26 protein-coding genes are annotated in these 21232 nt (G+C 70.8%); 14 read left to right on the top strand and 12 right to left on the bottom strand.

The features are described 5' to 3' along the window. Both OC490_RS07420 and OC490_RS07415 read right to left on the bottom strand, forming a co-directional pair. Nucleotides 1-444 carry a MarR family winged helix-turn-helix transcriptional regulator gene (locus tag OC490_RS07420; RefSeq protein WP_262057006.1) on the bottom strand — a complete coding sequence of 148 codons (444 nt, stop codon included), beginning with the start codon at nucleotides 442-444 and terminating at the stop codon, nucleotides 1-3. Further along, nucleotides 441-923 carry a MarR family winged helix-turn-helix transcriptional regulator gene (locus OC490_RS07415; protein ID WP_262057005.1) on the bottom strand — a complete coding sequence of 161 codons (483 nt, stop codon included), beginning with the start codon at nucleotides 921-923 and terminating at the stop codon, nucleotides 441-443. The genes OC490_RS07420 and OC490_RS07415 overlap by 4 nt, the downstream gene beginning before the upstream one ends. A 138-nt stretch (nucleotides 924-1061) precedes the next feature. On the opposite strand from OC490_RS07415, the gene OC490_RS07410 reads away from it, so the two are divergent. Next, nucleotides 1062-2027 carry a pirin family protein gene (locus tag OC490_RS07410; protein ID WP_262057004.1) on the top strand — a complete coding sequence of 322 codons (966 nt, stop codon included), beginning with the start codon at nucleotides 1062-1064 and terminating at the stop codon, nucleotides 2025-2027. 1064 nt (nucleotides 2028-3091) lie between these two features. Here the strand turns inward: OC490_RS07410 and OC490_RS07405 are convergent. Beyond that, on the bottom strand, nucleotides 3092-3466 hold the full coding sequence (locus OC490_RS07405; RefSeq protein WP_262057003.1) for a hypothetical protein: 375 nt from the start codon (nucleotides 3464-3466) through the stop codon (nucleotides 3092-3094). 405 nt (nucleotides 3467-3871) lie between these two features. After that, nucleotides 3872-4561, bottom strand: a complete 690-nt coding sequence (locus OC490_RS07400; protein WP_262057196.1) for a DUF4142 domain-containing protein — start codon at nucleotides 4559-4561, stop codon at nucleotides 3872-3874. Between the two features lie 1372 nt (nucleotides 4562-5933). Here OC490_RS07400 and OC490_RS07395 point away from each other — a divergent pair. The 6 genes from OC490_RS07395 to OC490_RS07370 all read left to right on the top strand — a co-directional run bounded on the left by OC490_RS07395 (nucleotide 5934) and on the right by OC490_RS07370 (nucleotide 9821). Further along, nucleotides 5934-6290 carry a zinc ribbon domain-containing protein YjdM gene (locus OC490_RS07395; protein WP_315986658.1) on the top strand — a complete coding sequence of 119 codons (357 nt, stop codon included), beginning with the start codon at nucleotides 5934-5936 and terminating at the stop codon, nucleotides 6288-6290. A gap of 164 nt (nucleotides 6291-6454) precedes the next feature. Beyond that, a complete protein-coding gene (locus OC490_RS07390) occupies nucleotides 6455-6796 on the top strand; it encodes an ArsR/SmtB family transcription factor (protein ID WP_262057002.1) in 342 nt (113 codons plus the stop codon). After that, entirely contained in the window at nucleotides 6793-8526 is a 1734-nt protein-coding gene (locus OC490_RS07385) for a SulP family inorganic anion transporter (protein WP_262057001.1), read from the top strand. Before OC490_RS07390 ends, OC490_RS07385 begins: the two co-directional genes overlap by 4 nt. Continuing rightward, nucleotides 8523-8933: a pyridoxamine 5'-phosphate oxidase family protein gene (locus OC490_RS07380; RefSeq protein WP_262057000.1), complete on the top strand. Its 411-nt coding sequence runs from the start codon at nucleotides 8523-8525 to the stop codon at nucleotides 8931-8933. Before OC490_RS07385 ends, OC490_RS07380 begins: the two co-directional genes overlap by 4 nt. Further along, on the top strand, nucleotides 8933-9373 hold the full coding sequence (locus OC490_RS07375; protein ID WP_262056999.1) for an ATP-binding protein: 441 nt from the start codon (nucleotides 8933-8935) through the stop codon (nucleotides 9371-9373). The genes OC490_RS07380 and OC490_RS07375 overlap by 1 nt, the downstream gene beginning before the upstream one ends. Nucleotides 9374-9407: 34 nt before the next feature. Further along, a complete protein-coding gene (locus tag OC490_RS07370; protein WP_262056998.1) occupies nucleotides 9408-9821 on the top strand; it encodes an anti-sigma factor antagonist in 414 nt (137 codons plus the stop codon). A 19-nt stretch (nucleotides 9822-9840) separates the two neighbouring features. Here OC490_RS07370 and OC490_RS07365 read toward each other — a convergent pair whose 3' ends face one another. Both OC490_RS07365 and OC490_RS07360 read right to left on the bottom strand, forming a co-directional pair. Then, nucleotides 9841-10635, bottom strand: a complete 795-nt coding sequence (locus OC490_RS07365; RefSeq protein ID WP_262056997.1) for a 2-phosphosulfolactate phosphatase — start codon at nucleotides 10633-10635, stop codon at nucleotides 9841-9843. Nucleotides 10636-10658: 23 nt separating this feature from the next. Beyond that, nucleotides 10659-10841 (bottom strand): hypothetical protein, encoded by a 183-nt coding sequence (locus OC490_RS07360; protein ID WP_262056996.1) that lies wholly within the window; start codon nucleotides 10839-10841, stop codon nucleotides 10659-10661. Nucleotides 10842-11056: 215 nt separating this feature from the next. Between OC490_RS07360 and OC490_RS07355 the strand changes: the two genes are divergently transcribed. From OC490_RS07355 to OC490_RS07325, 7 genes are all read left to right on the top strand, one after another. Beyond that, nucleotides 11057-11407, top strand: a complete 351-nt coding sequence (locus OC490_RS07355; RefSeq protein WP_262056995.1) for an ArsR/SmtB family transcription factor — start codon at nucleotides 11057-11059, stop codon at nucleotides 11405-11407. Between the two features lie 153 nt (nucleotides 11408-11560). After that, nucleotides 11561-12043, top strand: coding sequence for an NADH-quinone oxidoreductase subunit B family protein (locus OC490_RS07350; protein WP_262056994.1), 483 nt, complete (start codon nucleotides 11561-11563; stop codon nucleotides 12041-12043). After that, nucleotides 12040-14073 carry a proton-conducting transporter membrane subunit gene (locus tag OC490_RS07345; protein WP_262056993.1) on the top strand — a complete coding sequence of 678 codons (2034 nt, stop codon included), beginning with the start codon at nucleotides 12040-12042 and terminating at the stop codon, nucleotides 14071-14073. Before OC490_RS07350 ends, OC490_RS07345 begins: the two co-directional genes overlap by 4 nt. A gap of 10 nt (nucleotides 14074-14083) precedes the next feature. Beyond that, on the top strand, nucleotides 14084-15040 hold the full coding sequence (locus OC490_RS07340; RefSeq protein ID WP_262056992.1) for a respiratory chain complex I subunit 1 family protein: 957 nt from the start codon (nucleotides 14084-14086) through the stop codon (nucleotides 15038-15040). Beyond that, complete coding sequence (locus tag OC490_RS07335) at nucleotides 15037-15729, top strand: hypothetical protein (protein ID WP_262056991.1); 693 nt, start codon at nucleotides 15037-15039, stop codon at nucleotides 15727-15729. Before OC490_RS07340 ends, OC490_RS07335 begins: the two co-directional genes overlap by 4 nt. Further along, a complete protein-coding gene (locus OC490_RS07330) occupies nucleotides 15729-17333 on the top strand; it encodes a proton-conducting transporter membrane subunit (RefSeq protein WP_262056990.1) in 1605 nt (534 codons plus the stop codon). The genes OC490_RS07335 and OC490_RS07330 overlap by 1 nt, the downstream gene beginning before the upstream one ends. Nucleotides 17334-17337: 4 nt before the next feature. Beyond that, nucleotides 17338-18819: an NADH-quinone oxidoreductase subunit C gene (locus OC490_RS07325; RefSeq protein WP_262056989.1), complete on the top strand. Its 1482-nt coding sequence runs from the start codon at nucleotides 17338-17340 to the stop codon at nucleotides 18817-18819. Here the strand turns inward: OC490_RS07325 and OC490_RS07320 are convergent. The 6 genes from OC490_RS07320 to OC490_RS07295 all read right to left on the bottom strand — a co-directional run bounded on the left by OC490_RS07320 (nucleotide 18788) and on the right by OC490_RS07295 (nucleotide 21023). Then, on the bottom strand, nucleotides 18788-19324 hold the full coding sequence (locus OC490_RS07320) for a pyridoxamine 5'-phosphate oxidase family protein (RefSeq protein ID WP_315986662.1): 537 nt from the start codon (nucleotides 19322-19324) through the stop codon (nucleotides 18788-18790). The two genes, OC490_RS07325 and OC490_RS07320, sit on opposite strands and share 32 nt — an antisense overlap. Nucleotides 19325-19366: 42 nt before the next feature. Then, nucleotides 19367-19813, bottom strand: a complete 447-nt coding sequence (locus OC490_RS07315) for a hypothetical protein (RefSeq protein ID WP_410098595.1) — start codon at nucleotides 19811-19813, stop codon at nucleotides 19367-19369. A 106-nt stretch (nucleotides 19814-19919) separates the two neighbouring features. Further along, a complete protein-coding gene (locus OC490_RS07310; protein WP_262056987.1) occupies nucleotides 19920-20105 on the bottom strand; it encodes a DUF6126 family protein in 186 nt (61 codons plus the stop codon). Continuing rightward, the gene (locus OC490_RS07305; RefSeq protein WP_262056986.1) at nucleotides 20098-20478 is read right to left on the bottom strand and encodes a hypothetical protein; all 381 of its coding nucleotides are present in this window, start codon (nucleotides 20476-20478) and stop codon (nucleotides 20098-20100) included. Before OC490_RS07305 ends, OC490_RS07310 begins: the two co-directional genes overlap by 8 nt. 18 nt (nucleotides 20479-20496) lie before the next feature. Then, nucleotides 20497-20835, bottom strand: a complete 339-nt coding sequence (locus OC490_RS07300; protein ID WP_262056985.1) for an ArsR/SmtB family transcription factor — start codon at nucleotides 20833-20835, stop codon at nucleotides 20497-20499. 5 nt (nucleotides 20836-20840) lie between these two features. Further along, on the bottom strand, nucleotides 20841-21023 hold the full coding sequence (locus OC490_RS07295; RefSeq protein ID WP_262056984.1) for a hypothetical protein: 183 nt from the start codon (nucleotides 21021-21023) through the stop codon (nucleotides 20841-20843). Between the last annotated feature and the right edge of the window lie 209 nt (nucleotides 21024-21232).

The following is a 21232-nucleotide window of genomic DNA, read 5'->3' as shown; positions in this document are numbered from 1 at the left end:
CTACTTCGCGACGGCGGTCAGCTCGGCGTTCGCCCGCTCGGTGATCAGGGTCAGCACCCGGCCGGCGGTCGCGAGGTCCTCCTCGGGGATGTCGCCCCAGATCCTGGTGCTCGCCGCGCTCGTCTCCTTCGTGATCCGCTCGAACAGCTCCCGGCCCGCGTCCGTGATCCGCACGTCGGACGCGTCCGTCCCGACCAGTCCGGCCGTGATCAGTTCGTCGATGGTGCCCTGCGCGGAGTCCTCGTCGACCTTCAGGGCCGCCACGGTGTCGGCGGCGAGTTGCCCACGGTCGACGGGTCCGGCGGCGAGGGCGACCGGCCGCAGGGTGATCTGCTGCTGGAAGCCGACGCCGTGGCGGACGAGGACGCTCTCCAGGACGGCGCGGGCGGCGTAGTGGGCCAGACCGAGCGTACGGGCGTTGGCGGGGGTCGCGGTGGTGGTCATGACTGCTCCTTCTCGTGCTCACTCGCGGGGTCGAGGGGTGTGTCGAGCAGGGTCGCCAGGTCCCGGCCGAACTCCCGGGTCCGTTCGCTGTCGAGGCCGCCGAGCGGTTCCAGCAGTTGCTGCAGGAGCCCGTGGACGACCTTGATCGCCTGCCGGGTCACAGCACTGCCCTCGTCGGTGAGGGCCAGTTGGACCGCGCGCGGATCGCGGGGGTCCCGGGTGCGCTCGACGAGGCCCGCGGACTCCAGGGCGCGGGCCAGCTTCGACACATAGAGGGCTTCGAGTCCGGTGTGGTCGGCGAGGTGCCGCTGACTGGGGCGCAGCCCGGAGCGCTGCATGCCGTACAGCGACGCCACCAGGGAGTACTGCGCATGGGTCAGTCCCAGGGGTGCCACCGCGCGGTCGACCGCCACGCGCCACTTCATCGACAGTCGCCAGACCAGGAAACCGGGCGTCGCGCCCTCGGATGCCGTACTCATGACCGATACGGTACATGGCTACTATATCCATGGCTACTATTTTCCGAACGGGGCGGCGACGGGGAAGGGCATGCCCCGAGGGACGGACCGGCGCTGGACGGACTGACGCAACCGCCTCGACGGGACTAGGTTGTCGCCATGAGCAATCTTGATCGCGAAGCGGTTCCGGCCCTGTGCGGCGGCCGTGGTTTCGTGGTGGCGGAGCCCGTCCGTGAACTACTCAGCCCTCGCAAGGTCCAGCTCGGCGAGTCCACCGAAGTCCGTCGGCTGCTGCCCAACCTGGGCCGCCGCATGGTCGGCGCCTGGTGCTTCGTCGATCACTACGGCCCCGACGACATCGCCGACGAGCCCGGCATGCAGGTGCCCCCACACCCCCACATGGGTCTGCAGACCGTCAGCTGGCTGCACGAGGGCGAGGTGCTGCACCGCGACTCGACCGGCAGCGTCGCGACGATCCGCCCGCGCGAACTGGGCCTCATGACCTCCGGCCGTGCCATCAGCCACGCCGAGCAGAGCCCCAAGACGCACGCCCGCTTCCTGCACGGCGCGCAGCTCTGGGTCGCCCTCCCCGACAGCGACCGTCATGTCGAGCCGCACTTCGAGCACCACGCCGAGCTGCCGGTCGTCACGGCGCCGGGCCTGCGCGCCACGATCGTCCTCGGCGACGTCGACGGTGCGACCTCGCCCGGTACGACGTACACCCCGATCGTCGGCGCGGACCTGGCCCTCGCGGCCGGCGCGGACGTACGCCTGCCGCTGGAACCCGACTTCGAGTACGCCGTCCTGGCCATGTCCGGCGAGGCCCACGTCGACGGCGTTCCGGTCCTCCCGGGCTCGATGCTCTACCTCGGCTGCGGCCGCACCGAACTCCCGCTGCGCGCCGCGTCGGACGCCGGCCTGATGCTGCTGGGGGGCGAGCCGTTCGAGGAGGAGTTGATCATGTTCTGGAACTGGATCGGCCGCACCCAGGAAGACATCGTGCAGGCGCGTGAGGACTGGATGACGGGGTCGCGATTCGGCGAGGTGAAGGGGTACGACGGGGCGCCGCTGCCGGCTCCCGAGCTGCCTCCGTTGGCGTTGAAGCCGCGGGGGAGGGTGCGCTGACCTGCTGAGATGTGCCGATGAGGTTGACCAGGGCGGGGGCGCGTGCACTTCCGTCTTCGTCGCCCGGGCGGCGGCGGAGGTTACGCGAGAGCCGGGACTTGAGGGGTCGGCGTGGGCGAGGCGTCGATTCCGTGGTGTGGCTGCGTGTGGGTGGCTGTGGCAGTCCGCTTGCTGACTTCTGGGTCGCTTCGCGCTTCGGCCGTCGTGCACCAGCAGGTTCTTGGTCTGCTGGTGGTGCGGGCCGCAGAAGGCTTTGCCCTGCACAAACGCTGTATTGCAGGAGGAGTGGTCGAGCCCTGGCCCGCGTAGGGTCCGGATCTTGGTGGGTAGTAGACCGAGGCCGGGGCGAGGGCAAGGGCGCTGCGAGTGGAGTCGCGGTCTGTGAAGCCGGAGGGTCGAGGAGATCTTCTTGAAGACTTCTACCTGGTGATCCTGACCTGCGATGATGCTGACGGGAATGTCTCTGGTCCGGGCTGATGCGTCTTTCTGGATCACTCACGTTCGTGCCCAGTTGTGCTGTCGATTCTCCCCACGCGCTCCCCGGGGCCGCCCTTTCGATTGGCCTGTGGATCACGGAACGGGTCAGGGCAACAGATGAATGGCCAACGCGGAACCGTCCTGGTGTATCGAGGCGGAGACCACTTCTCCCCCTTGCCCTCCACGACGGACATTCTTCTGGGGCAGGACCCCTGATCTCGGATGTCCGTCAAAGCAGATCAAGCCCAGTGACCGTCCGCTACACAGCACCAGGCGCCGGTCACCGCCGTCCAGAACGTGTCCCTGGTCATCGGCGCGAGCGAATTTGCGGTGCTCGTCCAACCAGCCGCCGGTTCCGTATTGGGCGACCTGCGCGGATGCTCGTCCCTTGCGGAGTGCGTGGGCATGAGGCCCGCGGGATGCCGCGGCCTCCGGGGGCGGCGTCACACCACAGGCCGCCCTCGGAGGCCCGATCCTTCTTCACACGCAGGGCCGTGCGTGACCTACAGATTGCGATCATGTTGATCTGATGAGTTGAAGAAGTCTTCACATCACGGGCAGACGTGACTCCTGCATGCCGGGCCGAGCTAGATCTCGATCTGTCCCTCCACGTGTTTGAGTTGGTGGCGGGCCATCGCCAGGTTCGAGCGGGCCTTGTCGAGCACGAGGTACAGGAACAGGCCGTTGCCGCCGCGGCCGGTGATCAGGCGGATCAGGTGGTACTGGCTGTCCAGCGTGATCAGGATGTCCTCGATCTGGCCCTTGAGGCCCAGCTGCTCCATGGTGCGCACCATGGCCCGGATCACATCCGTGTTGCCGGCCGCGGCGATCGTCAGGTCCAGGGTCTTGCTGCCGCCCAGCGTGCCCAGCGCCATCCCGCTGGTGTAGTCGACGACCGCGGCCCCCAACGCCCCCTCGATCCCGGCCATCATCTCCTTCAGCGACACTTCCACACTCGCCACAGCGCCTCCTCTTGTGTTGCGTCGACTGCGGCGGGCCGGTGCTGCCGACCCGCCTCGGTGTCGGGACCGTATGCGTCTGGCCCTCACTTCGGGAGAGTCTCTTCGGGACTGACCCGCGACGACCGAACAACGCCACGACGGGACCTGTTGGCTGGCCAGAACTGCCCTGACGGGTAAGGAAGTTGACGCCTGGTCCAGCGTGAGCTGCACACCGGGGTCACGCGGCTCGGAAACGCTGATGGACTTCAGTCTGCTGCGAGCCGGACCGAGAACTCCGCGACGAGGCGGGCGTGTTGCCGCGCGGCGGCGACAAGGTCCTGCGGTTCGAGCGTGGCTGCGACGCCGCTCATCTCCCGGGCCCCGTGGGTATCGATCCGGGCCGTCGCCAAAAGCTGGGCCCGCTCCTCATCCTGCCGACGGATTCGGCGAAGGTGTGGTGGTAGCCGGCGGGGTGAGAACGACCTGCGGCTGTGTCGCGGCCGGGGGCGGCGGGGTCATGTCCTTGGCCGGGAGCGTGGGCGCGGTGGTCTCCTGGGGGAGGACCTGGCCGAAGTCGACCAGGCCGGTCTTCTCCAGGACCGTGAGGTGGTCCAGGACGGTGCTGTTGGCCTGGTCCGTGAGGGAACGGACCAGCGAGTTCCTCGTGGTGGTGCGGATGCTCGCGATCGTGGAGAGGAGCCGGCCGTCGGCCGCTCGCACAAGGGTGGCCATGTCGGTGTCGAACTGCTTGCCGCTGTCCGCGTTCAGAGTGGCCACGAAGCCCTGCTGTTGTGGCGACGGCTGGTTGGGCAGCGTGATGTTCAGCTGCCCGGCGACATTGCGGCACGCGGCGTCCAACGAGGCATGCCCGTCGACCAGGTGCTCGCCGGCGGTCCTGACCGCCTTTGTCGTACCTTTCCGCAAGCCCGTCTGACCGACGGGGTACTCCCACAGCCCGGCGGAGCGTACCTCGACCACGAAATCCCGGTCGGCTTCCGTCAGCGGTCCGGTCGCCGGGGTGGCGATGACCCGTTCGGGCGCGCTGCTGACCTTCTGGACTCCGAGCATGGCGGGATAGAGAAGTGATCCGAGGGTGGCAGCAAGCGCACCACCCAGGAAGAGAGTTCCCACCCTTTTTCGTGAAACGAGCACTGTGTCTCCTGTCCGGTTCGGAAGGGGTACGGATGCGGGGTCTCGCGGAACCCTCTGGGCTCGCGACGGATTTGCACAGGGGATCGGGGTTCGGCGCCCCGACCGCGCGCGTACGGACCTCGGCCCCGTTCAGGAGCTGACCGGGAGCCGAGCTCAGAGGGCGGCTCACCTGTGGTTTCCCCGAGTCGCGGTGAGAGGGCGTGCCTTCGCCGCGTCCTGCCTACCGTCGGCTGGTGGCGATGTAGGTACCGTGCCGGCCGGGGTAGGACTCCGGGTCGCCCGGAGTCAGCGTGGTGTCACGGAGGCGAAGCCACGTCAGGGCGATGTTCTTTGCCTGCCCGGCCGAGACCCGGGTCCCAACGCGGGTGCTGTAATGCCGGGGCCCAGGAACCCTGACCGTCGCCCATCCTGCCGGAGCCCCACGCTCCGCTCCAGACGTCCGGTCCCCACCCGCTGGTCGGGCCTGCCCGGGCGTGAGTGGTGCCGGGCGTGGTGGGTGTGCTGCCCGGGGCAGTGCCGCCGACCGCGACGGTCGGGGTGCGACCGGTCGTCGTGACGGCGCTGCCGTTGCCGCCACACGCTCCCGGATCACGGCTCCTGTCAGAGCCAGGGCCGCCACAGCCGCGACACGTGCGCGCCCATGGATCATGGTTGTTACCTCCGCGGTGCCGGTCGGCCTGCGCCGACGCAGCCAGGATGTGCCCCGCCACGATCTCGTCGTCGCGGGGCACAAATACAGGGCCGTTCGGCCCTCGGTCGCCGACGAACGGCCTATCTGGACCAACCGCTACGGATCCCGGACACTGCCAACGACCGTCCCACTGACCCCAGTTGAGCCAAGCTGAAGTGACCGCGACCCGGCCTTCGCGCCGCGCAGGAGCCCTCTGCCTTCAGGCGAGGTAACGGAAGTTGCGTCACCGCCCAGTCGCGTACTGTCCGTATACCCGCTGACGCACAGCCCCCCCGGCGGGGGCACGCCATGTGCTGAAGCCGGCCACGGCCGCGACACCTCGTACTTCGCCTGGGGAAGGCTTCACCGCCCGGGCGGCCGACTTTGCCGCCGCAGGTCTTGGGCAGTCGGGGGAAACGGCTCGCACCGGGGGCGTGGCCGGGCGGGCTCCGTGTCGGATCGTCCCTCCCTCCGGGTGCCCTTGTCGCGAAGTGGCCCCGAAGGCCGGATCGGGGCTGGTCGTCGACACCCGGTCCGCGAGTCCTGCACCCGGTCTCAGGCCGACGTACGACTGCTTCTCTCCCCAACGGACGTGTCCCGCAGTGGCCGTATCCGCACGCCGGATGACGGGATCGTCGGCGGTGCGGGGCCGGATACGCTGGCGAGATGATCGAGAATCTTCCTCCCTGTCCGAAGTGCTCGTGTGAGTACACCTACGAGATGAACGCGCTGGTGGTGTGCCCGGAGTGCGGCCATGAGTGGGTGCCCACCGAGGGCGGCTCGGACTCCGGCGCTCCTGCGGAGCGGGTGGTCAAGGATGCCGTCGGCAATGTGCTGCAGGACGGCGACTCCGTGGTCGTGGTCAAGGCGCTCAAGGTCAAGGGGAGCCCCTCGGGAATCAAGGCCGGCACGAAGGTGCGCAGTATCCGGCTGGTCGACGGCGTCGACGGCCATGACATCGACTGCAAGATCGACGGTTTCGGGGCCATGCAGCTCAAGTCGAGCGTGGTCAAGAAGGGCTGACCCACCCACCCCCTCACTCACGGGGGATGATCCGGCACCAGTGGGATGCTGAATTGCTAAATTTCGCAATTGGCTAGATGCTGTGTTGGCTGTGTCTGCATGTAGCCGCTGGCGCAGCCTTCACTTGCCTCCCGGGTGGGGCGCTGTCGGGGAAGCGAGGAGTCGTGTCCGTTCCGCTGTACCAGGCCAAGGCCGAGTTCTTTCGGATGCTGGGGCATCCCGTACGGATCCGGGTGCTGGAGTTGCTGCAGGACGGGCCACTGCCGGTACGAGACCTGCTGGCCGCGATCGAGGTGGAGCCCTCCGGCCTCTCCCAGCAGCTGGCCGTGTTGCGCCGTTCCGGGATCGTCACCTCGACGCGGGAGGGGGCCACGGTCGTCTACGAGCTGGCCGGCGGAGACGTCGCAGACCTCATGGCGGCCGCGCGCCGGATCCTGACCGAGATGCTCTCCGGCCGGAACGAACTGCTCGCCGAACTCCGGGAAGCCCAGGTCGCCGCGCGATGAGGTCCGCTCTCACCCGGATCCGAGGCCGGATCGTCGAGCTGCTTCCCGGCCGGAACGATTGGGCGGAGACGCGCCGCGACCCCCGCCGCGATCTCCTGGCCGGCCTCACGGTGGCGGTCGTCGCGCTCCCGCTCGCGCTCGGCTTCGGTGTCTCCTCCGGGCTCGGCGCGGAGGCCGGTCTGGCGACCGCGGTGATCGCCGGTGCGCTGGCGGCGGTGTTCGGCGGTTCTAATCTGCAGGTGTCCGGGCCGACGGGCGCGATGACGGTGGTGCTGATGCCGATCGTCGCCGCGCACGGACCGTCCGGGGTACTCATGGTGGGGCTCATGGCGGGCGTGATGCTGGTCGCGCTCGCCCTGCTGAGGGCCGGCAAGTACATGCAGTACGTGCCCGCGCCGGTCGTGGAGGGCTTCACCCTCGGTATCGCCTGCGTGATCGGCCTGCAACAGGTCCCCAACGCCCTGGGGGTGCCCAAGCCGGAGGGTGATCGCGTACTCGTCGTGACCTGGCGCGCGCTGGAGGCGTTCGCGAAGGACCCGAACTGGACCGCCATCGCCTTCGCGGTTGCGGTCGCCGGCGTGATGCTGATCGGCGCCCGCCTGCGACCCACCGTCCCGTTCTCCATCCTCGCGGTGATCGCGGCCACCGTCGTGGCGCAGGCCGCGGGCCTGGACGCCGCCACGCCGATCGGCGATCTGCCCTCCGGGCTCCCGGCTCCTTCGCTCTCCTTCCTCGACCTCGGCTCGCTGGGGTCCCTGCTGGCTCCGGCGGTGGCGGTCGCGGCGCTGGCGGCTTTGGAGTCGCTGCTGTCGGCATCGGTCGCCGACGGCATGACGGTAGGTCAGAAACACGATCCGGACCGGGAGCTGTTCGGCCAGGGGCTGGCCAACATCGCCGCCCCGCTGTTCGGCGGGGTGCCGGCGACCGGCGCGATCGCGCGCACGGCCGTCAACGTCCGTACCGGCGCCGGGTCCCGGCTGGCGGCCCTCACCCACGCCGCGGTCCTCGCAGTGATCGTGTTCGCGGCTGCGCCCCTGGTCTCGAAGATCCCGCTCGCCGCGCTGGCCGGTGTGCTGCTCGCCACCGCGATCCGCATGGTCGAGGTCGGCTCGCTGCGCGCGATGGCGAAGGCCACCCGCGCCGACGCGCTGATCCTGGTGCTGACCGCCGTCGCGACCCTCGCTCTGGACCTCGTGTACGCCGTGGTGCTCGGCCTGATGGTCGCGAGCGCGCTCGCCCTGCGGGCCGTGGCCAAACAGGCCCGACTGGACCAGGTGCCGCTCGACCGGGGCGACCACAGCGCCGAGGAGCACGCCCTGCTGGCCGAGCACATCGTCGCCTACCGCATCGACGGCCCGCTGTTCTTCGCCGCCGCCCACCGCTTCCTCCTGGAACTGGCCGAGGTCGCCGACGTACGCGTCGTCATCCTGCGCATGTCCCGCGTGACCACCATCGATGCCACCGGCGCCCTCGTCCTCAAGGACGCGGTCGAAAAGCTCCACCGGCGCGGCATCGCCGTCATGACCTCCGGGATACGCCCCGGACAGCGCCAGGTCCTGGATTCCGTCGGCGCGCTGGAACTGCTGCGCCTGGAGGGACACGAGTACGCCACCACGCCCGAGGCGATCCAGGGTGCCCGCACCCGCCTGGAGTGCGCCGGCGTCATGCCGCTGCACCCTGCCCAGTCGCCCCGGCCCCTCACCGAGGAAGCAGAGGAAACCGTCCGATGAGCACTGTGCCCACACCCCTGCGCATGGTCGAGGTATCCGGTGTTGAGGCCCTGTGGTTGTTGGAGGGCAGCACCCTGGGGCGGTTGGTGTACACGCAGCGGGAGGCGAGCGTCATCCGGCCCGGCCGGCACACCTGGGAGTACGGCCGCCTGGTGGCGCGCGCTCCGGTGCAGGCGGCAGCCGTCCCGCTGACGGTGACGTACCAGGTGGACGAGGTACGTGTCGCGACCGGCACCGGCTGGACGGTGACCGTGGCAGGGCCCGCCGAGGTGATCACCGATCCGAACGAGGCCGCCCACTTCCGCCGTACGCTCACCGGATGGACGTACGGCCCCCATGACACGATCGTCCGTATCCATCCCCAGAGCGTCTGCGGCTTCCGGCTGACGCGCGGGACGGCGAGTTGATGGCCACGCGGCTCGAAGCCCTGCCCCATCGCCATGTGCTCACCCTGCCCACCGAGCCGTCCGCCGTCCGGTTGTCCCGGCAGACCGCCGAGCGGGCGCTGACCGAGTGGGGGATCAGCCTGCGCCACCCCGCGGTCGGCCCGGCCCTGCTGATACTCGGCGAGTTGGTCACCAACAGCGTCCGGCACGCCGCCGTGCTCTCGCCACAGGTGACGGTGATCTACGCGGCAGGCGCGGACTGCCTGGCGTTCGCCGTGCACGACCGCCATCCCTATCAGCCGCCGCTGTACGCGTCGCTCACCGACGCGGGGACGGGCGGGCTGGCCACCGTCATGGAACTCACCCTCGGCCTGTCCGGCACCGCGGTCGTCCGAGGTGACGCTGACGGCAAGGGCAAGAGCATCTGGATCACCCTCCCCCTCCGAGCTCTCCCGCTCTGACCCAACAGGCCGACTGCGCAAGGAAGTTGACGACATGACCATCGAGTGGCGCTACACCGTCGAGCAGGAACTCGGCGTCCTGTCCGTCTCCGGATATTTGGGCCCGGACGCCGTTCGCCGCTTCGAGGGGGCCGTCGGCTGGGCGGTGGGACGCGGGACCGGCCCGGTCGTCGTCGACCTGACCGGACTGCGTGCCTGGTCGGCCGAGGGGCAGCTGGCGATCACCGAGGCCGCGCGGCGTCTCGCCGCAGCGGGCCGCAGCCTGGAACTGGCCGCGATCCCCGCCGACGGCTCCCTCGTCCCCGACGGGGACGGCCCGCCCATCCCCGTGCACGCCGACCTGGCCGGCGCGCTCGCCGCGCACAGCGCACGGCACGGCAAGCCGCCCAAGGGCCGCCACGAGTGGCGGACGACGGGCTGGTCGAGCGGAGACGAATCCGGCGAGTGACCCGCCGGGGTCACCGGGTTCAGCCGGCGGTGAAGGCGCCGTCGGGGTCCCGTACCGGGACGACGACGGAAAGATCCTCCTCCGTGGCGATGGCCACGTCCTCGGGGAAGCCTGCCGCGGCCAGCTCGCGGCCCGATGCACCGGTGCCGACCGCGCGCGCGAGGTCGGCGGTGCCCTCGTAGGCCGTTTTCGCCGCGGCTGCCTCAGGGGACAGCGGTCCCGCGCCCCGGCGGTGCAGGTCGGAAATGAGGGCGCCGGCGCAGAGCAGGTCTTCCAGCGCGGGACGCAGGCTGCCGTCCGGCCACTGCTCGCCCGCGGCGATCACGGCCACCGGCTGCCGGGCCGTGCCGTATCCGCCCGCCGTGAGCCAGCTGCCGACTGCGGTGATGTTCCGCAGACAGGCGGCGACCACCCGCATCCGCGGCGGTGCGGCCGCTGCGATGGCTGCGCTGTTGGGAGAGGGCAGCACCAGGCGCTTGATGAAGGGGGCGCGGCGCAGGTGGGCCGGGGAGAGGGACCAGGGGCTGTCGGGTGTGACGCTACGCCGGGGCACGGCCAGCCGAGCGCCCGACTGCCGGGCATAGACGGTGGCGGCCTTTTCTGCTGCGGCCCGCTCGACAGGGGCGGCACAGCCGTCAGGCAGCCAGAACGGCAGCACCCGGATGCCCGTTTCGACGGCGACGCTCACCGTCGTGGTGAAGGACAGCACGTCGACGATGGCCAGACAGGCGGCCTCCCCGGCGAGACGGCCCGCTCCGGCGGGCCCCCACTCGAAGCGGATCCCGCTTCCGGACTGGACGGCCCAGTCACCCATTCCCCACTCCCTTGCGGTCGGCTTCACTCGTCGACGTCCGGCGTGGACGCGGTGGGCCGGCCACCGAATGACAGCCGCATCATGTGGGCGTGCCCGCACCGCGGGCAGGAGCCCTCCGCGCCGACGGCCGTGGGGCGGCACTTGAGGCGGCAGGCCGGGCACTTGTACCAGGCGACGCCGGCGCCGTGCAGCGGGATGATTCTCACGCAAGCCTCCCTCACCTCACGTATGGAGTTGCTAATATTAGCAATTGCTGAGGTTGTTGCCGCTGATTTCGGGCAGCTGGGTTCTCGCGCGCGGATTCGGTGTGGCCGGTGCCGCAGGCGAGGATGGGCCGCATGTGTGTGACGAGTGGGTGGATGCGATGCGTCAGGAACGGTCGGGTGCGGCCGTGCTGCCGCACCGGGGAGGCGACGAAACGATGAGTACGCCGCTGTACCAACTGAAGGCCGAGTTCTTCAAGACGCTCGGTCACCCGGCCCGCATCCGGGTGCTGGAGCTGCTGAGCGAGCGCGAGCACGCGGTGGCGGAGATGCTGCCCGAGGTGGGCATCGAGGCGGCCCACCTCTCGCAGCAACTGGCGGTGCTGCGGCGGGCGAACCTGGTGGTGACCCGCAAGGAGGGTTCCACCGTGTACTACTCGCTGACCAGCCCGGAGATCGCCGAACTGCTCCGGGTCGCCCGCAGCATCCTGTCCGGGGTGCTCGCCGGGCAGGCCGAACTCCTCGCCGACCTGCAGGCCGCCCAGACGCAGGCCAGACCGCCGTCGTAGCGGCGGCCCCCCGATCGGTCGCCGTCTCCCGAGAGCTGGGCAGCGCTCTACGGCACCGGGAGGCGGCCGCCTTCGCTCTCAAGTGCCGCATCTCCGCTCGCGGGTGGCCGGTCGGACACCCGCTGACAAGTCCTCACCTGTCAGGGAGGCTTCATGGGCCTGTTGCGCAAGATCCGGGACACCGGGCGGGTGGCCGAGCCCGCCCCGCCCCGGCCGGAGGCTGAACGGCTGCCTGCAGCCCGGGAGTTCGGCGGCTCGGTGCAGGTGCGATGTGTGGACGCCGGCTCCTGCAACGGCTGCGAGATCGAGATCGCCGCGGCCTTCAACCCGGTCTACGACGCCGAGCGGTACGGTGCCCGCCTGGTGGCCTCGCCCCGGCACGCGGACGTGGCCCTGGTGACCGGCCCGGTCACGCGGAACATGGCCGAGCCGCTGCGCCGCACGGTCGCCGCGATGCCCGAGCCGCGGCTCGTGGTCGCGGTCGGGGACTGTGCGATCAACTGCGGGGAGTTCGCGGGCGGTTATGGCGTCGAGGGTGCTGTCTCCGATGTCGTACCGGTGGATCTTCGGGTTCCCGGGTGCCCGCCGGAGCCGGGCGAGATCGTTGCGGCACTGCGGAGAGTGACCGGGCGGTGAGTGAGATTCCGGCCGCCCTCGCGACGGCCACCGGACTGGGCGGCGTGGGTGCGCTGGCCGGAGTCGTGCTGCCGTATCGGCTGCGCGTTCCCGCCGTCGGAGCCCTGACGGCCGGAGTGGGGGTGAGTGGTTGTGCGGCGGGTGTGGCTGCACTGGGCGGAGACAGCTGGACAGCCACGTTCCCGGGGGTGCTGCCGCTGGCCGGAACGTATCTGGCGGTGGATTCGTTGGCGGGCCTGTTCACGGCGGTGGCGGGGGCCGTCGTAGCCGCGGTCGCCGTGTACGGCATCGGGTACGCGGCAGGGCACGGTGCGCACGGACTCGGCTCGCGCACCGCGCAGACGGTGCTGCCGCTGTTCGCGCTCACCCTGGTGCTGGTACCCGCCGCGGCGTCCGTGTCCACATTCCTCGCGCTGTGGGAACTGATGGCACTCGCTTCGCTGGTGCTGGTGCTGGCCGAACACCGGGAACGGGCCTCGGTACGGCCGGCGGGCGTCTGGTACGCGGTGATGACCCACCTCGGCCTTGTACTGCTGCTCGCCGGGTTCGCCCTGTTCGCCACCGAGGCGGGCGGTGAGTCCTTCATCGCGCTGCGGGCGGGTGCGGGTGCCGTGTCGCCCACGGTGCGTGGGCTGGTGTTCGTTCTGACCGCCCTCGCGTTCACGTCGAAGGCGGGTGCGTTGCCGCTGCACGCCTGGCTGCCGCGCGCGCATCCCGAAGCGCCCAGCCCCGTCTCGGCGTTGATGAGCGCCGCGATGGTCAACCTCGGCATCTACGGCCTGGTCCGCACCGGTCTCGACCTGCTGGGCGGCGGTCCGGCGTGGTGGTGGCTGGGGCTGATGGCGGTGGGTGGGGCCAGCGCGGTGTACGGGATCCTGCAGGCGGCGATGGCTTCCGATCTCAAGCGGCTGCTGGCGTATTCGACGAGCGAGAACATGGGGCTCGTCCTGATCGGGGTCGGGGCGTCCGGACTGTTCGCCGCCTACGGTGATCGGCGGCTGGCGGCACTGGCGCTCGCCGCCGGCCTTCTGCACGTGGTCAACCACGCTGCTTTCAAGGCCCTGTTGTTCTGCGCCGCCGGATCCGTGCTCCGGGCCACCGGCGTGCGGGACCTGGATCGTCTGGGCGGACTACGGGCGCGCATGCCGACCACCGCCGGGCTGTTCGCGTTCGCCGCGCTCGGCGCTGTGGCGCTGCCGCCGGGCAACGGGTTCATCAGCGAATGGCTGCTGCTGCAGTCCCTCATCCACGGACTCCAGGTGCCGGGTGTCGCCGTGGCCGTCGTCCTGCCGCTGTCCGTCGCTCTGATCGCGCTGTCGGCGGGGATCGCCGCGGTTGCCTTCGTCAAGGCGCTGGGCGTGAGTTTCTTCGCCCGCCCCCGGAGCGACGGAGCTGCCGGGGCGAAGGAGGCACCGGCGCTCATGCTTGTCGGGATGGCGCTGCTCGCCGCCGCGTGCGCGGCCCTGGCACTCGTGCCGGGTCTGCTGGGCGACGGCCTGGACCGGGCCGTGGCTGCGGTCGGGCTGCCGGGCGGCGGAGCAGTGTCGGGCGGCGCACTGGAGGTGCGGATCGCCGACGTGTCCGCGTCGCTGGCACCGCTGTGGGCGGTCGCCGCCCTGACCGCCGCACTCCTGCTCGCCGTCGGGCTGCCCCGGCTGTACGGGCGCCGACGACGGCGTACGAACGCCCGGTTGTGGGACTGCGGTGGCGGGGCGCCGACCTCGCGCATGGCCTATACGGCGACCTCGTTCGCGGAACCGTTGCAGCGGGTCTTCGACGACGTCCTCGCGCCCGAGCAGGACGTCGATGTCACTCCGGTGCGCGAGTCGGCGTACCTGGTGGAGCGGGTGCGTTTCCAGCGCCGGGTGCCCGACCGGATCGAACACCGGCTGTACGAACCGCTGTTGCGCACTCTTGCCGGTGCCGGACAGTCAGCGCGGCGGCTGGCGGGCGGCAGCGTGCACCTCTATCTCGGCTACGGCTTCTTCGGCCTGGTCGTGCTGCTGTTGATTCTGGCGGTGGGTTGGTGAGAGCGAACTGATGAGTGCTGTCGGATACGTGGCCGTGGCCGGCCAGGTCGTCGTGGTCGGCGCGGGAGCCCCGCTGCTGACCGGGTGGATGCGGCAGGTACGTGCCCGTCTGGAGGGCCGTGCCGGAGCCGGAGTGCTGCAGCCCTGGCGGGACGTGCGCAAGTTGCTGCGCAAGGAACCGATCACCCCCGTCGGTACCGGGCCGGCCTTCCGCGTGGCCCCCGCCCTGCTGGTCGCCACGACGGTGGTGGCCGCCGCGCTGGTTCCCCTGCTGTCCACCGACACCCCGGTGAGCGGGCACGCGGACCTCATCCTGGTGGTGGCGCTGATCGCGCTGGGCACCCTGGCCCTCGCGCTGGCCGGGCTCGACACCGGAACCGCGTTCGGCGGGATGGGCGCCTCACGGGAGATGACGGTCGCCGCACTGGTGGAGCCGACCATCCTGCTCTCGGTGTTCGCGCTGTCGATACCGGCCGGGACGACCAACATCCCGGCCATCGTCTCCGGCGCAGTCCACGAACCGGCCCGGCTCACCTCCCCGGCGGGCCTGCTGGCCACGGCCGCCCTCGCGGTCGCGGTGCTCGCCGAGACCGGCCGGATCCCGGTCGACAACCCCTCCACCCACCTCGAACTCACCATGATCCACGAGGCGATGGTGCTGGAGTACGCGGGCCCGGACCTGGCGCTGGTCGAACTCGGCGCGCAGATGAGGCTCACCCTGCTGCTCGGTCTGCTGTCCTCCCTGTTCGTGCCCTGGGGCATCGCCACCAGCGCGTCCTGGACGGCCCTCGCGGTGGCGCTGGTGGGGTTCGCGGCGAAGGTCTGCCTGTTGGGCGCGGTACTGGCGGCGGCCGAGGTGTCCTGGGCCAAGGTCCGGCTGTTCCGCGTGCCCGAACTCCTCGCCGGTTCCTTCCTGTTGGCGCTGCTCGCGGTGACCGCCTCGTACTTCCTGAGCGGAGCGTCGTGAACGGCGGCCTCTACACCCAGCTTCTCGACCTGGCCTGTGGCGCCTTCCTGCTGGCGGCCGTGATGGTGCTGTGGCGACGCGAACTCGCCGCGATCGTCCGGGTGTTCGCCCTGCAGGGAGTAGCCCTGGCCGCTGTCGCCGTGCTGCTCGGCGTGCACGAGGAACGGTGGGACCTGGTCGGGGTAGGGATCGGCATCGGCGTGCTGAGGGCAGGCGTCCTGCCGCATCTGATGCGTCGTGCCTTGGCCGCGCTCACCGAGGACCGGCGGGGCTACGGCGGCGGTGGCGCCGAGACCCGGGAGACCCGGCCCCTGGTCAACGTCGCCGCCTCGCTGCTGACAGCCTCGCTGCTGACCCTCCTTGCCTACGCCGTCGCCCGCCCGCTGACCGAGCTGAACCCGACCCCGGCCACCCGCGCCCTGCCGGTGGGCCTGGCCGTCGTGCTGATCGGCTTCTTCGTCCTGGTGACCCGCCGACGGGCGCTGGCCCAGGTGGTCGGTTTTCTGCTGCTTGACAACGGCATCACCGCCACCGCTTTCCTGGCCACCTCCGGGGTGCCGCTGATCGTCGAACTCGGCGTCTCCTTCGACGTGTTGCTGGCGGTGCTGGTGCTGCAGGTTCTCACCGCCCGGGTGCGGGAGGCGTTCGGTACCACCGACATCGACGACCTGCGGGAGCTGCACGACTGATGCTGCATCTATCAGGAGGGGCCACTGCTTCCGCGCTGCTCCTCACCGCGCCCGCCGCCGTGCCGCTGGCGGTCGCCGGCGTGTACGCCCTGGCCGGACCGCGTACGAGTCGGCCGGCCGTCGCCGCACTGTCCCGGGCCCGGCGGGCTGAGACAACCGAGGCCGTGCCCGTTCTGGTGGCGACGAAGCCCGCGCCGGACACGGCGACGCAGCGGCCCGCGCTGGACTGGGCCGGTCTCGTCTCTCCGGTCGTCATCCTCACCTGCGGAAGCCTGCTCGCGGTGGCCGTCGTCGACGGCGGCCCGCGGACGGCGTACTCCGGCCTCCTGCGCGCGGACGGGCTGACCGCCTGGATGCTCCTGGTAGTCGGCGCCGTCGCACTGGTCGCCTGCGGCTCGTCCCCGTCGTACCAGGCGGGCGAGCGGGCCGCCGGCCGGGCGAACGACCGGACCGCGTGGCACTACCACGTCCTCGTCCAGGCGTTCCTCGCCGCCATGTGCCTGGCCGTGGTGACCGCCAACCTCGGCGTGCTGTGGATCGCGGTCGAAGCCACCACCATCGTCACCGCCTTCCTCGTCGGCCACCGGCGCACCCGTACGTCGGTGGAGGCGGCCTGGAAGTACGTGGTGATCTGCTCGGCCGGGATCGCGCTCGCCTTCCTCGGCACCGTACTGATCTACTACGCGGCCCGGCAGGCCGGCATTTCCGAGGCGTGGGCGCTGGACTGGCCCACCCTCGTCGCCCGTGCCCACCGCCTCGACCCGGCCGTCACCCGGCTCGGCATCACGCTGATCGTCCTCGGCTTCGGCGCCAAGGCCGGCCTGATCCCGCTGCACGCCTGGCTCCCCGACGCCCACAGCCAGGCCCCGGCGCCGGTCTCCGCGCTCATGTCCGGGGTGCTGCTGTCGGTCGCCTTCTCCGCGATCCTGCGCTACCGGGTCATCGCCGACGGAGCCCTGGGGACCGGCTTCACCCGTGTCCTGCTCGCCTCGATCGCCCTGCTCACCCTCGCGCTCGCGGTCGGACTGCTGCTCGCCCAGCGCGACTACAAGCGGATGCTCGCCTACTCCAGCATGGAACACATGAGCCTGATCGCCCTGGCCGCGGCGATCGGCAGCCCGCTCGCCCTGTCCGCCGCACTGCTGCACATCGCGGGCCACGGACTCGCCAAGTCCGTCGCCTTCTGCGCATCCGGCCGCATCCTGCAGCTGACCGGCACCGCGCGGATCGGCCGGGTCCGCGGTCTGCTCGCCCAAGTCCCTTTCACGGCTGGGCTGTTCGGGCTCGCGGTGGGGGCGCTGATGGCCTTCCCGCCGTTCAGTCTCTTCGCCTCCGAACTGGGCATCACCCGGGCCGGCTTCGCCGCAGGGGCAGGACTGGGCTGGGTCACGGCCATCGCCCTGCTGCTCGTTCTCCTCGCCTTCGCCGCGCTCGCCCTCCGGACCGCCCGGATGCTGCTGGGACCAGGCACACCGACCGGGGAGAGCCCTTCCGCTCTGTGGCCCCTGGCCATCGGCCTCGGCGCCTGCGCGGCGCTGGGCATCACCACCGGACCGCTCGGTGAACTGCTGCACACCGCGGCCCAGGCGATCGGAGGCCACTGACGTGATGCGCACCACGCACGAGATCGCCGTCGCCGAACTACCGCGGCGGGCAAAGCAGTTGCTGGACGAGGGCCACCGGCTCGCCCTGGTCGCCGCGCACCACGACGACAGCGGACCGCGCGTGGTGTACCTGTTCCTCGCGAGCCCGCCCGACACCCGTGTCGAACTGCACGTCCGCCTCGATCCCGCCCGGCCCGAGGTGCCGACGCTGGCTCATCTCTCTTTCCCGGCCGGCCGCTTCGAGCGCGAGATGCGCGATCTGTTCGGCATCACTCCCCTCGACCACCCGCTTCCGCGCCGTCTCGTACGGCATTTCCACTGGCCGCGCGGCTGGTACCCGATGCGCCCCGACGCCGGCCCACCCCCGGCCTTCGGCGAGCAGGAGGGCCCCTACCCCTTCCTCGCAGTCGAGGGCGACGGCGTGTACGAGATCCCGGTCGGCCCGGTGCACGCCGGCCTGATCGAGCCCGGCCATTTCCGCTTCTCCGTCGTCGGCGAGACCATCCTCAAGCTCAAGGCCCGGCTCTGGTTCGTCCACAAGGGCATCGAAAAACTCTTCCAGGGCCGCAGCGTCACCGCCGGCCTGCCGCTCGCCGAACGCATCAGCGGCGACACGGCAGTCGGCCACGCCCTCGCCTACTGCCTGGCCGTCGAGGAGGCCACCGGCACCAAGGTCCCGGAAGAGGCACAGCGCGCCCGCGCGCTACTCCTCGAACTGGAGCGCGTCTACAACCACGTCGCCGACCTCGGCATGCTCTGCAACGACGTCGGCCACGGCATCCTCAACGCCCACGCCCAGCGCGTCCGCGAGCAACTCCTGCGTCTCAACCAGGAGATCACCGGCCACCGGCTGCTGCGCGGCGGCGTCGTACCCGGAGGCTCGGTGCTGCGGGCGCTGCCCGACCCAGCTCGCCTGAGGGCCATCGGCGAGGACATCCGCGAGATCGCCGGCCTCGCTCTCGGCCACTCCACCGTCCGCGACCGCTTCACCGGCACCGCCATCCTTCACCAGGCCGCCGCCCGGCAGATCGGCTGCCTCGGCTATGTTGCCCGCGCCAGCGGACTCGCCGACGACGCCCGCATCAGCCATCCCTTCACGGCGTATCCCGCCGGGCTCGCCGTCCCAGTCCAGGACAACGGCGACGTCCTGGCCCGCTTCCTGGTACGCGCCGAGGAGATCGAGACGTCCCTTGCCCTGATCGGCCACTTCGCCGAAGGACCGCACGCTCCCCGAGTCGTGTCGGCACCGCAGCACGCGCCCGGCACGGGCCCACGCACAGGCGTCGGCCTGGTCGAAGGCTGGCGCGGCACCATCGCCACCCGCGTCGAACTCGCCCCCGACGGCACCCTGGCCCGCGTCAAGCCGGTCGACCCGTCCTTCTTCAACTGGCCCGCCCTGCCGGTCGCGCTGGCGGACACGATCGTCCCCGACTTCCCGCTGACCAACAAAAGCTTCAACTTGTCGTACGCGGGCAACGACCTGTGAGGGTCCGATCAGGTGTGTCACGTCGAAACGGTCGGCACAGGAGCCCGGCACACGCAAGTGCGGGACATTTCGCGCCGCATCCACCACATCGACAGAACGGCCCACGCCGGGAAGTCACGTTCCCCGCACATGATGTGCGGGCAGGGTCGCTGACGATCTCGGGCCGGATGCGCACCACCTGCCCCGTCTCGGTGTCGATCCACGGCGTGGGCAGCCGTTCGTACCGGGCGAGGTCACCGGCATCGGCTACCCGCGTCGCCGTGCCGGTGACCACGACACTCCACCCGGTCCGCGTGGTCGGGTCGATCTCGTCGGCTTCGTACGCCGCCACCTCGGACGCCGGCGCGCGGTTCGACAGGGCGGACCCACCCTGCGTGCGCACGATGAAGTCGCCCTCGTCCATCACGTGACTGACCGGCCGGATCGCGGGCAGCGCCCGGTCGGTGAAGGCCACTCGCCCCAACCGGACACTGCCCAGAAGCTTCAGGGCCTCGTCATGGCTCAGCTCGACCAGGTGCGCAGACGAACCGGGCCCAGAAGATCGGCATCATGACGCCTCCTCCAGCGCCATACGGCTTGCTCCGTCCGGCCAGAGGACCTCGACGACGATGCCTCTGTCGCGGGCGAAGGCGACCAGACGGGCCGTCGAGTCCCGCCCGGTGGACGGCGAACCGTCCCACACCGCGAACAGCCTGACGCAGGAGAGAAGCAGGCTCTCGTCCGCGCCCGCACAGGCACTGCCGTCGGAGGGGTCGTACTCCAGGAGCCGCACCTGCTCCGAGAGCATGAGCAACTCCCCGGCCGCCCGGCGGTCGTAGGTCTCCATCACCTCGGGCAGGCCGTTCCTGGAGGGCAGCACGGTCACCAACGCCAGTCCGGCTGCGCGAGCGGCCCTGCCGAAGACGACCGGCAGCCCCTGCCCGGCACGTACCAGGCCGGTCCTCCCTGCCCGTGCGAAACCGGCCAGACGCCGCCGCAGGTCGTCTTCCAGCATCGCCAGCGTGGGCGCGGTGAGGTCGGGGTGTCCCACGACTGCGATCACTTCGGACAGTCCTTTCAGGGCCGATCGGTCCTTGTCGCGACAGCGTCGGAATGCCAGGTCATCTGTGCGCGTGCTCGCCCAGATAGAAGAGCAGCCATATGAACCCGGCGAACAGGTGGGTGCCGAAGATGTAGAAGCCCACCCGGATCGCGACACCGCGTTGGATCCGCCACTCCCGGTCCTTGGCCGTCCGGTCGGGCCGTTTGCTCACCGGCCGCTCGGCAGCCTCAGCTTCATCAGTCACCGCGTTGTCTCCCTGCCTCGCGCGATTTCACCAACTGCAGTCCCGCTTCCCTCGCGCCGGGTTCGAGGTCGGCCGGACGTGGCTCGGCGTCGGCGATGCTGACGGCCACCTGCCCCGCGCCGGCGGTCACGCCCACGTCCGCGACCGGAGAAGGTGGTGCGTGCCGCAGCACGTTCACGACCAGCTCACCGACCACCGGCAGCGCCGCGTCGGCGAACGCGGAGCCGGGTGCGATGTCGACCTCACCGAAACGTCCCCGGCCACCGCCCCACGGCCGGCCGCACCGCGTCCGGCCCGACCGGCACCGAGACGGTGCGCCGCCGCACCGGCAACGGCGCACGCCGTATCGCCGCCACGGCCCGAACGTAGTCACCCGTCACCGCGTCACCCGTCACCGCACTGGCTCCGCGGCTCGCAGCTCTTCCAGCAGCTCCTGACTGCCCGCCGCCAGGACGGACAGGATCCGGCGCGCGGCGGCCAGCAGTTCGGCCACGTCCCCGCCCGCCAGCTCGTACACCACGGTGGATCCGGTGCGGGTGGCGGTGACGATCCCGGAGCGGCGCAGCACAGCCAGTTGCTGTGACAGGTTCGACGCTTCGACCTCGATTGAGGTCAGCAGATCGCGCACCGGAAGCGGCCCGTCCTGCAGCAGCTCCAACACCCTGATCCGCACCGGATGCCCGAGCATCCGGAAAAACTCCGCTTTCGCCTCATACAGCGGAACAGGCATACCGTTCACTCTTCGCCCACCTGCTCCACCTCGACGTCGAGCCCGTGCCTGCGGGCGAACCGCACCGCGTCGTCCATCTCGTCCCGCGCCACCGCCACGGCGTACGGGTCATCGGCCGCCACGGCATCCGCCAACACGGCCCGGGCTGCCCGTACCCGCGCCAGCAGCGCCTCGACGACCTCACCCATCCCGACCTCCGTACCCTGGAGCATCTATGAATCAACGCAACTAACCAATTGAAGAACTCTTCAATTGTAGCCCTGAAGTGGCCGGGGAGGCCGCCCGATCGGCTTGCCGGGCAGTCCGGCAGTGATGGCGGTCGATCCGTTCGCGGGTGCCGATGGCCCGATGTCCGCGCGCCCTTCTCCACCGGCGGGACGAGGGGCGGCGACGGGGA

This window comes from Streptomyces sp. STR69 (assembly GCF_024519455.1).
GTDB lineage: Bacteria > Actinomycetota > Actinomycetes > Streptomycetales > Streptomycetaceae > Streptomyces.
This window is presented reverse-complemented; position numbering and strand designations above follow the sequence as displayed.

What these genes read in the sequence shown, in the direction of transcription:
- OC490_RS07375 (WP_262056999.1), top strand. Translation starts at nt 8,933, where the DNA reads ATGGCCACGCGGCTCGAAGCCCTGCCCCATCGCCATGTGCTCACCCTG.
- OC490_RS07330 (WP_262056990.1), top strand. Translation starts at nt 15,729, where the DNA reads ATGCTGCATCTATCAGGAGGGGCCACTGCTTCCGCGCTGCTCCTCACC.
- OC490_RS07385 (WP_262057001.1), top strand. Translation starts at nt 6,793, where the DNA reads ATGAGGTCCGCTCTCACCCGGATCCGAGGCCGGATCGTCGAGCTGCTT.
- OC490_RS07300 (WP_262056985.1), bottom strand. Translation starts at nt 20,835, where the DNA reads ATGCCTGTTCCGCTGTATGAGGCGAAAGCGGAGTTTTTCCGGATGCTC.
- OC490_RS07325 (WP_262056989.1), top strand. Translation starts at nt 17,338, where the DNA reads ATGCGCACCACGCACGAGATCGCCGTCGCCGAACTACCGCGGCGGGCA.
- OC490_RS07365 (WP_262056997.1), bottom strand. Translation starts at nt 10,635, where the DNA reads ATGGGTGACTGGGCCGTCCAGTCCGGAAGCGGGATCCGCTTCGAGTGG.
- OC490_RS07380 (WP_262057000.1), top strand. Translation starts at nt 8,523, where the DNA reads ATGAGCACTGTGCCCACACCCCTGCGCATGGTCGAGGTATCCGGTGTT.
- OC490_RS07340 (WP_262056992.1), top strand. Translation starts at nt 14,084, where the DNA reads ATGAGTGCTGTCGGATACGTGGCCGTGGCCGGCCAGGTCGTCGTGGTC.
- OC490_RS07395 (WP_315986658.1), top strand. Translation starts at nt 5,934, where the DNA reads ATGATCGAGAATCTTCCTCCCTGTCCGAAGTGCTCGTGTGAGTACACC.
- OC490_RS07315 (WP_410098595.1), bottom strand. Translation starts at nt 19,813, where the DNA reads ATGCTGGAAGACGACCTGCGGCGGCGTCTGGCCGGTTTCGCACGGGCA.
- OC490_RS07415 (WP_262057005.1), bottom strand. Translation starts at nt 923, where the DNA reads ATGAGTACGGCATCCGAGGGCGCGACGCCCGGTTTCCTGGTCTGGCGA.
- OC490_RS07370 (WP_262056998.1), top strand. Translation starts at nt 9,408, where the DNA reads ATGACCATCGAGTGGCGCTACACCGTCGAGCAGGAACTCGGCGTCCTG.
- OC490_RS07295 (WP_262056984.1), bottom strand. Translation starts at nt 21,023, where the DNA reads ATGGGTGAGGTCGTCGAGGCGCTGCTGGCGCGGGTACGGGCAGCCCGG.
- OC490_RS07420 (WP_262057006.1), bottom strand. Translation starts at nt 444, where the DNA reads ATGACCACCACCGCGACCCCCGCCAACGCCCGTACGCTCGGTCTGGCC.
- OC490_RS07410 (WP_262057004.1), top strand. Translation starts at nt 1,062, where the DNA reads ATGAGCAATCTTGATCGCGAAGCGGTTCCGGCCCTGTGCGGCGGCCGT.
- OC490_RS07355 (WP_262056995.1), top strand. Translation starts at nt 11,057, where the DNA reads ATGAGTACGCCGCTGTACCAACTGAAGGCCGAGTTCTTCAAGACGCTC.
- OC490_RS07350 (WP_262056994.1), top strand. Translation starts at nt 11,561, where the DNA reads ATGGGCCTGTTGCGCAAGATCCGGGACACCGGGCGGGTGGCCGAGCCC.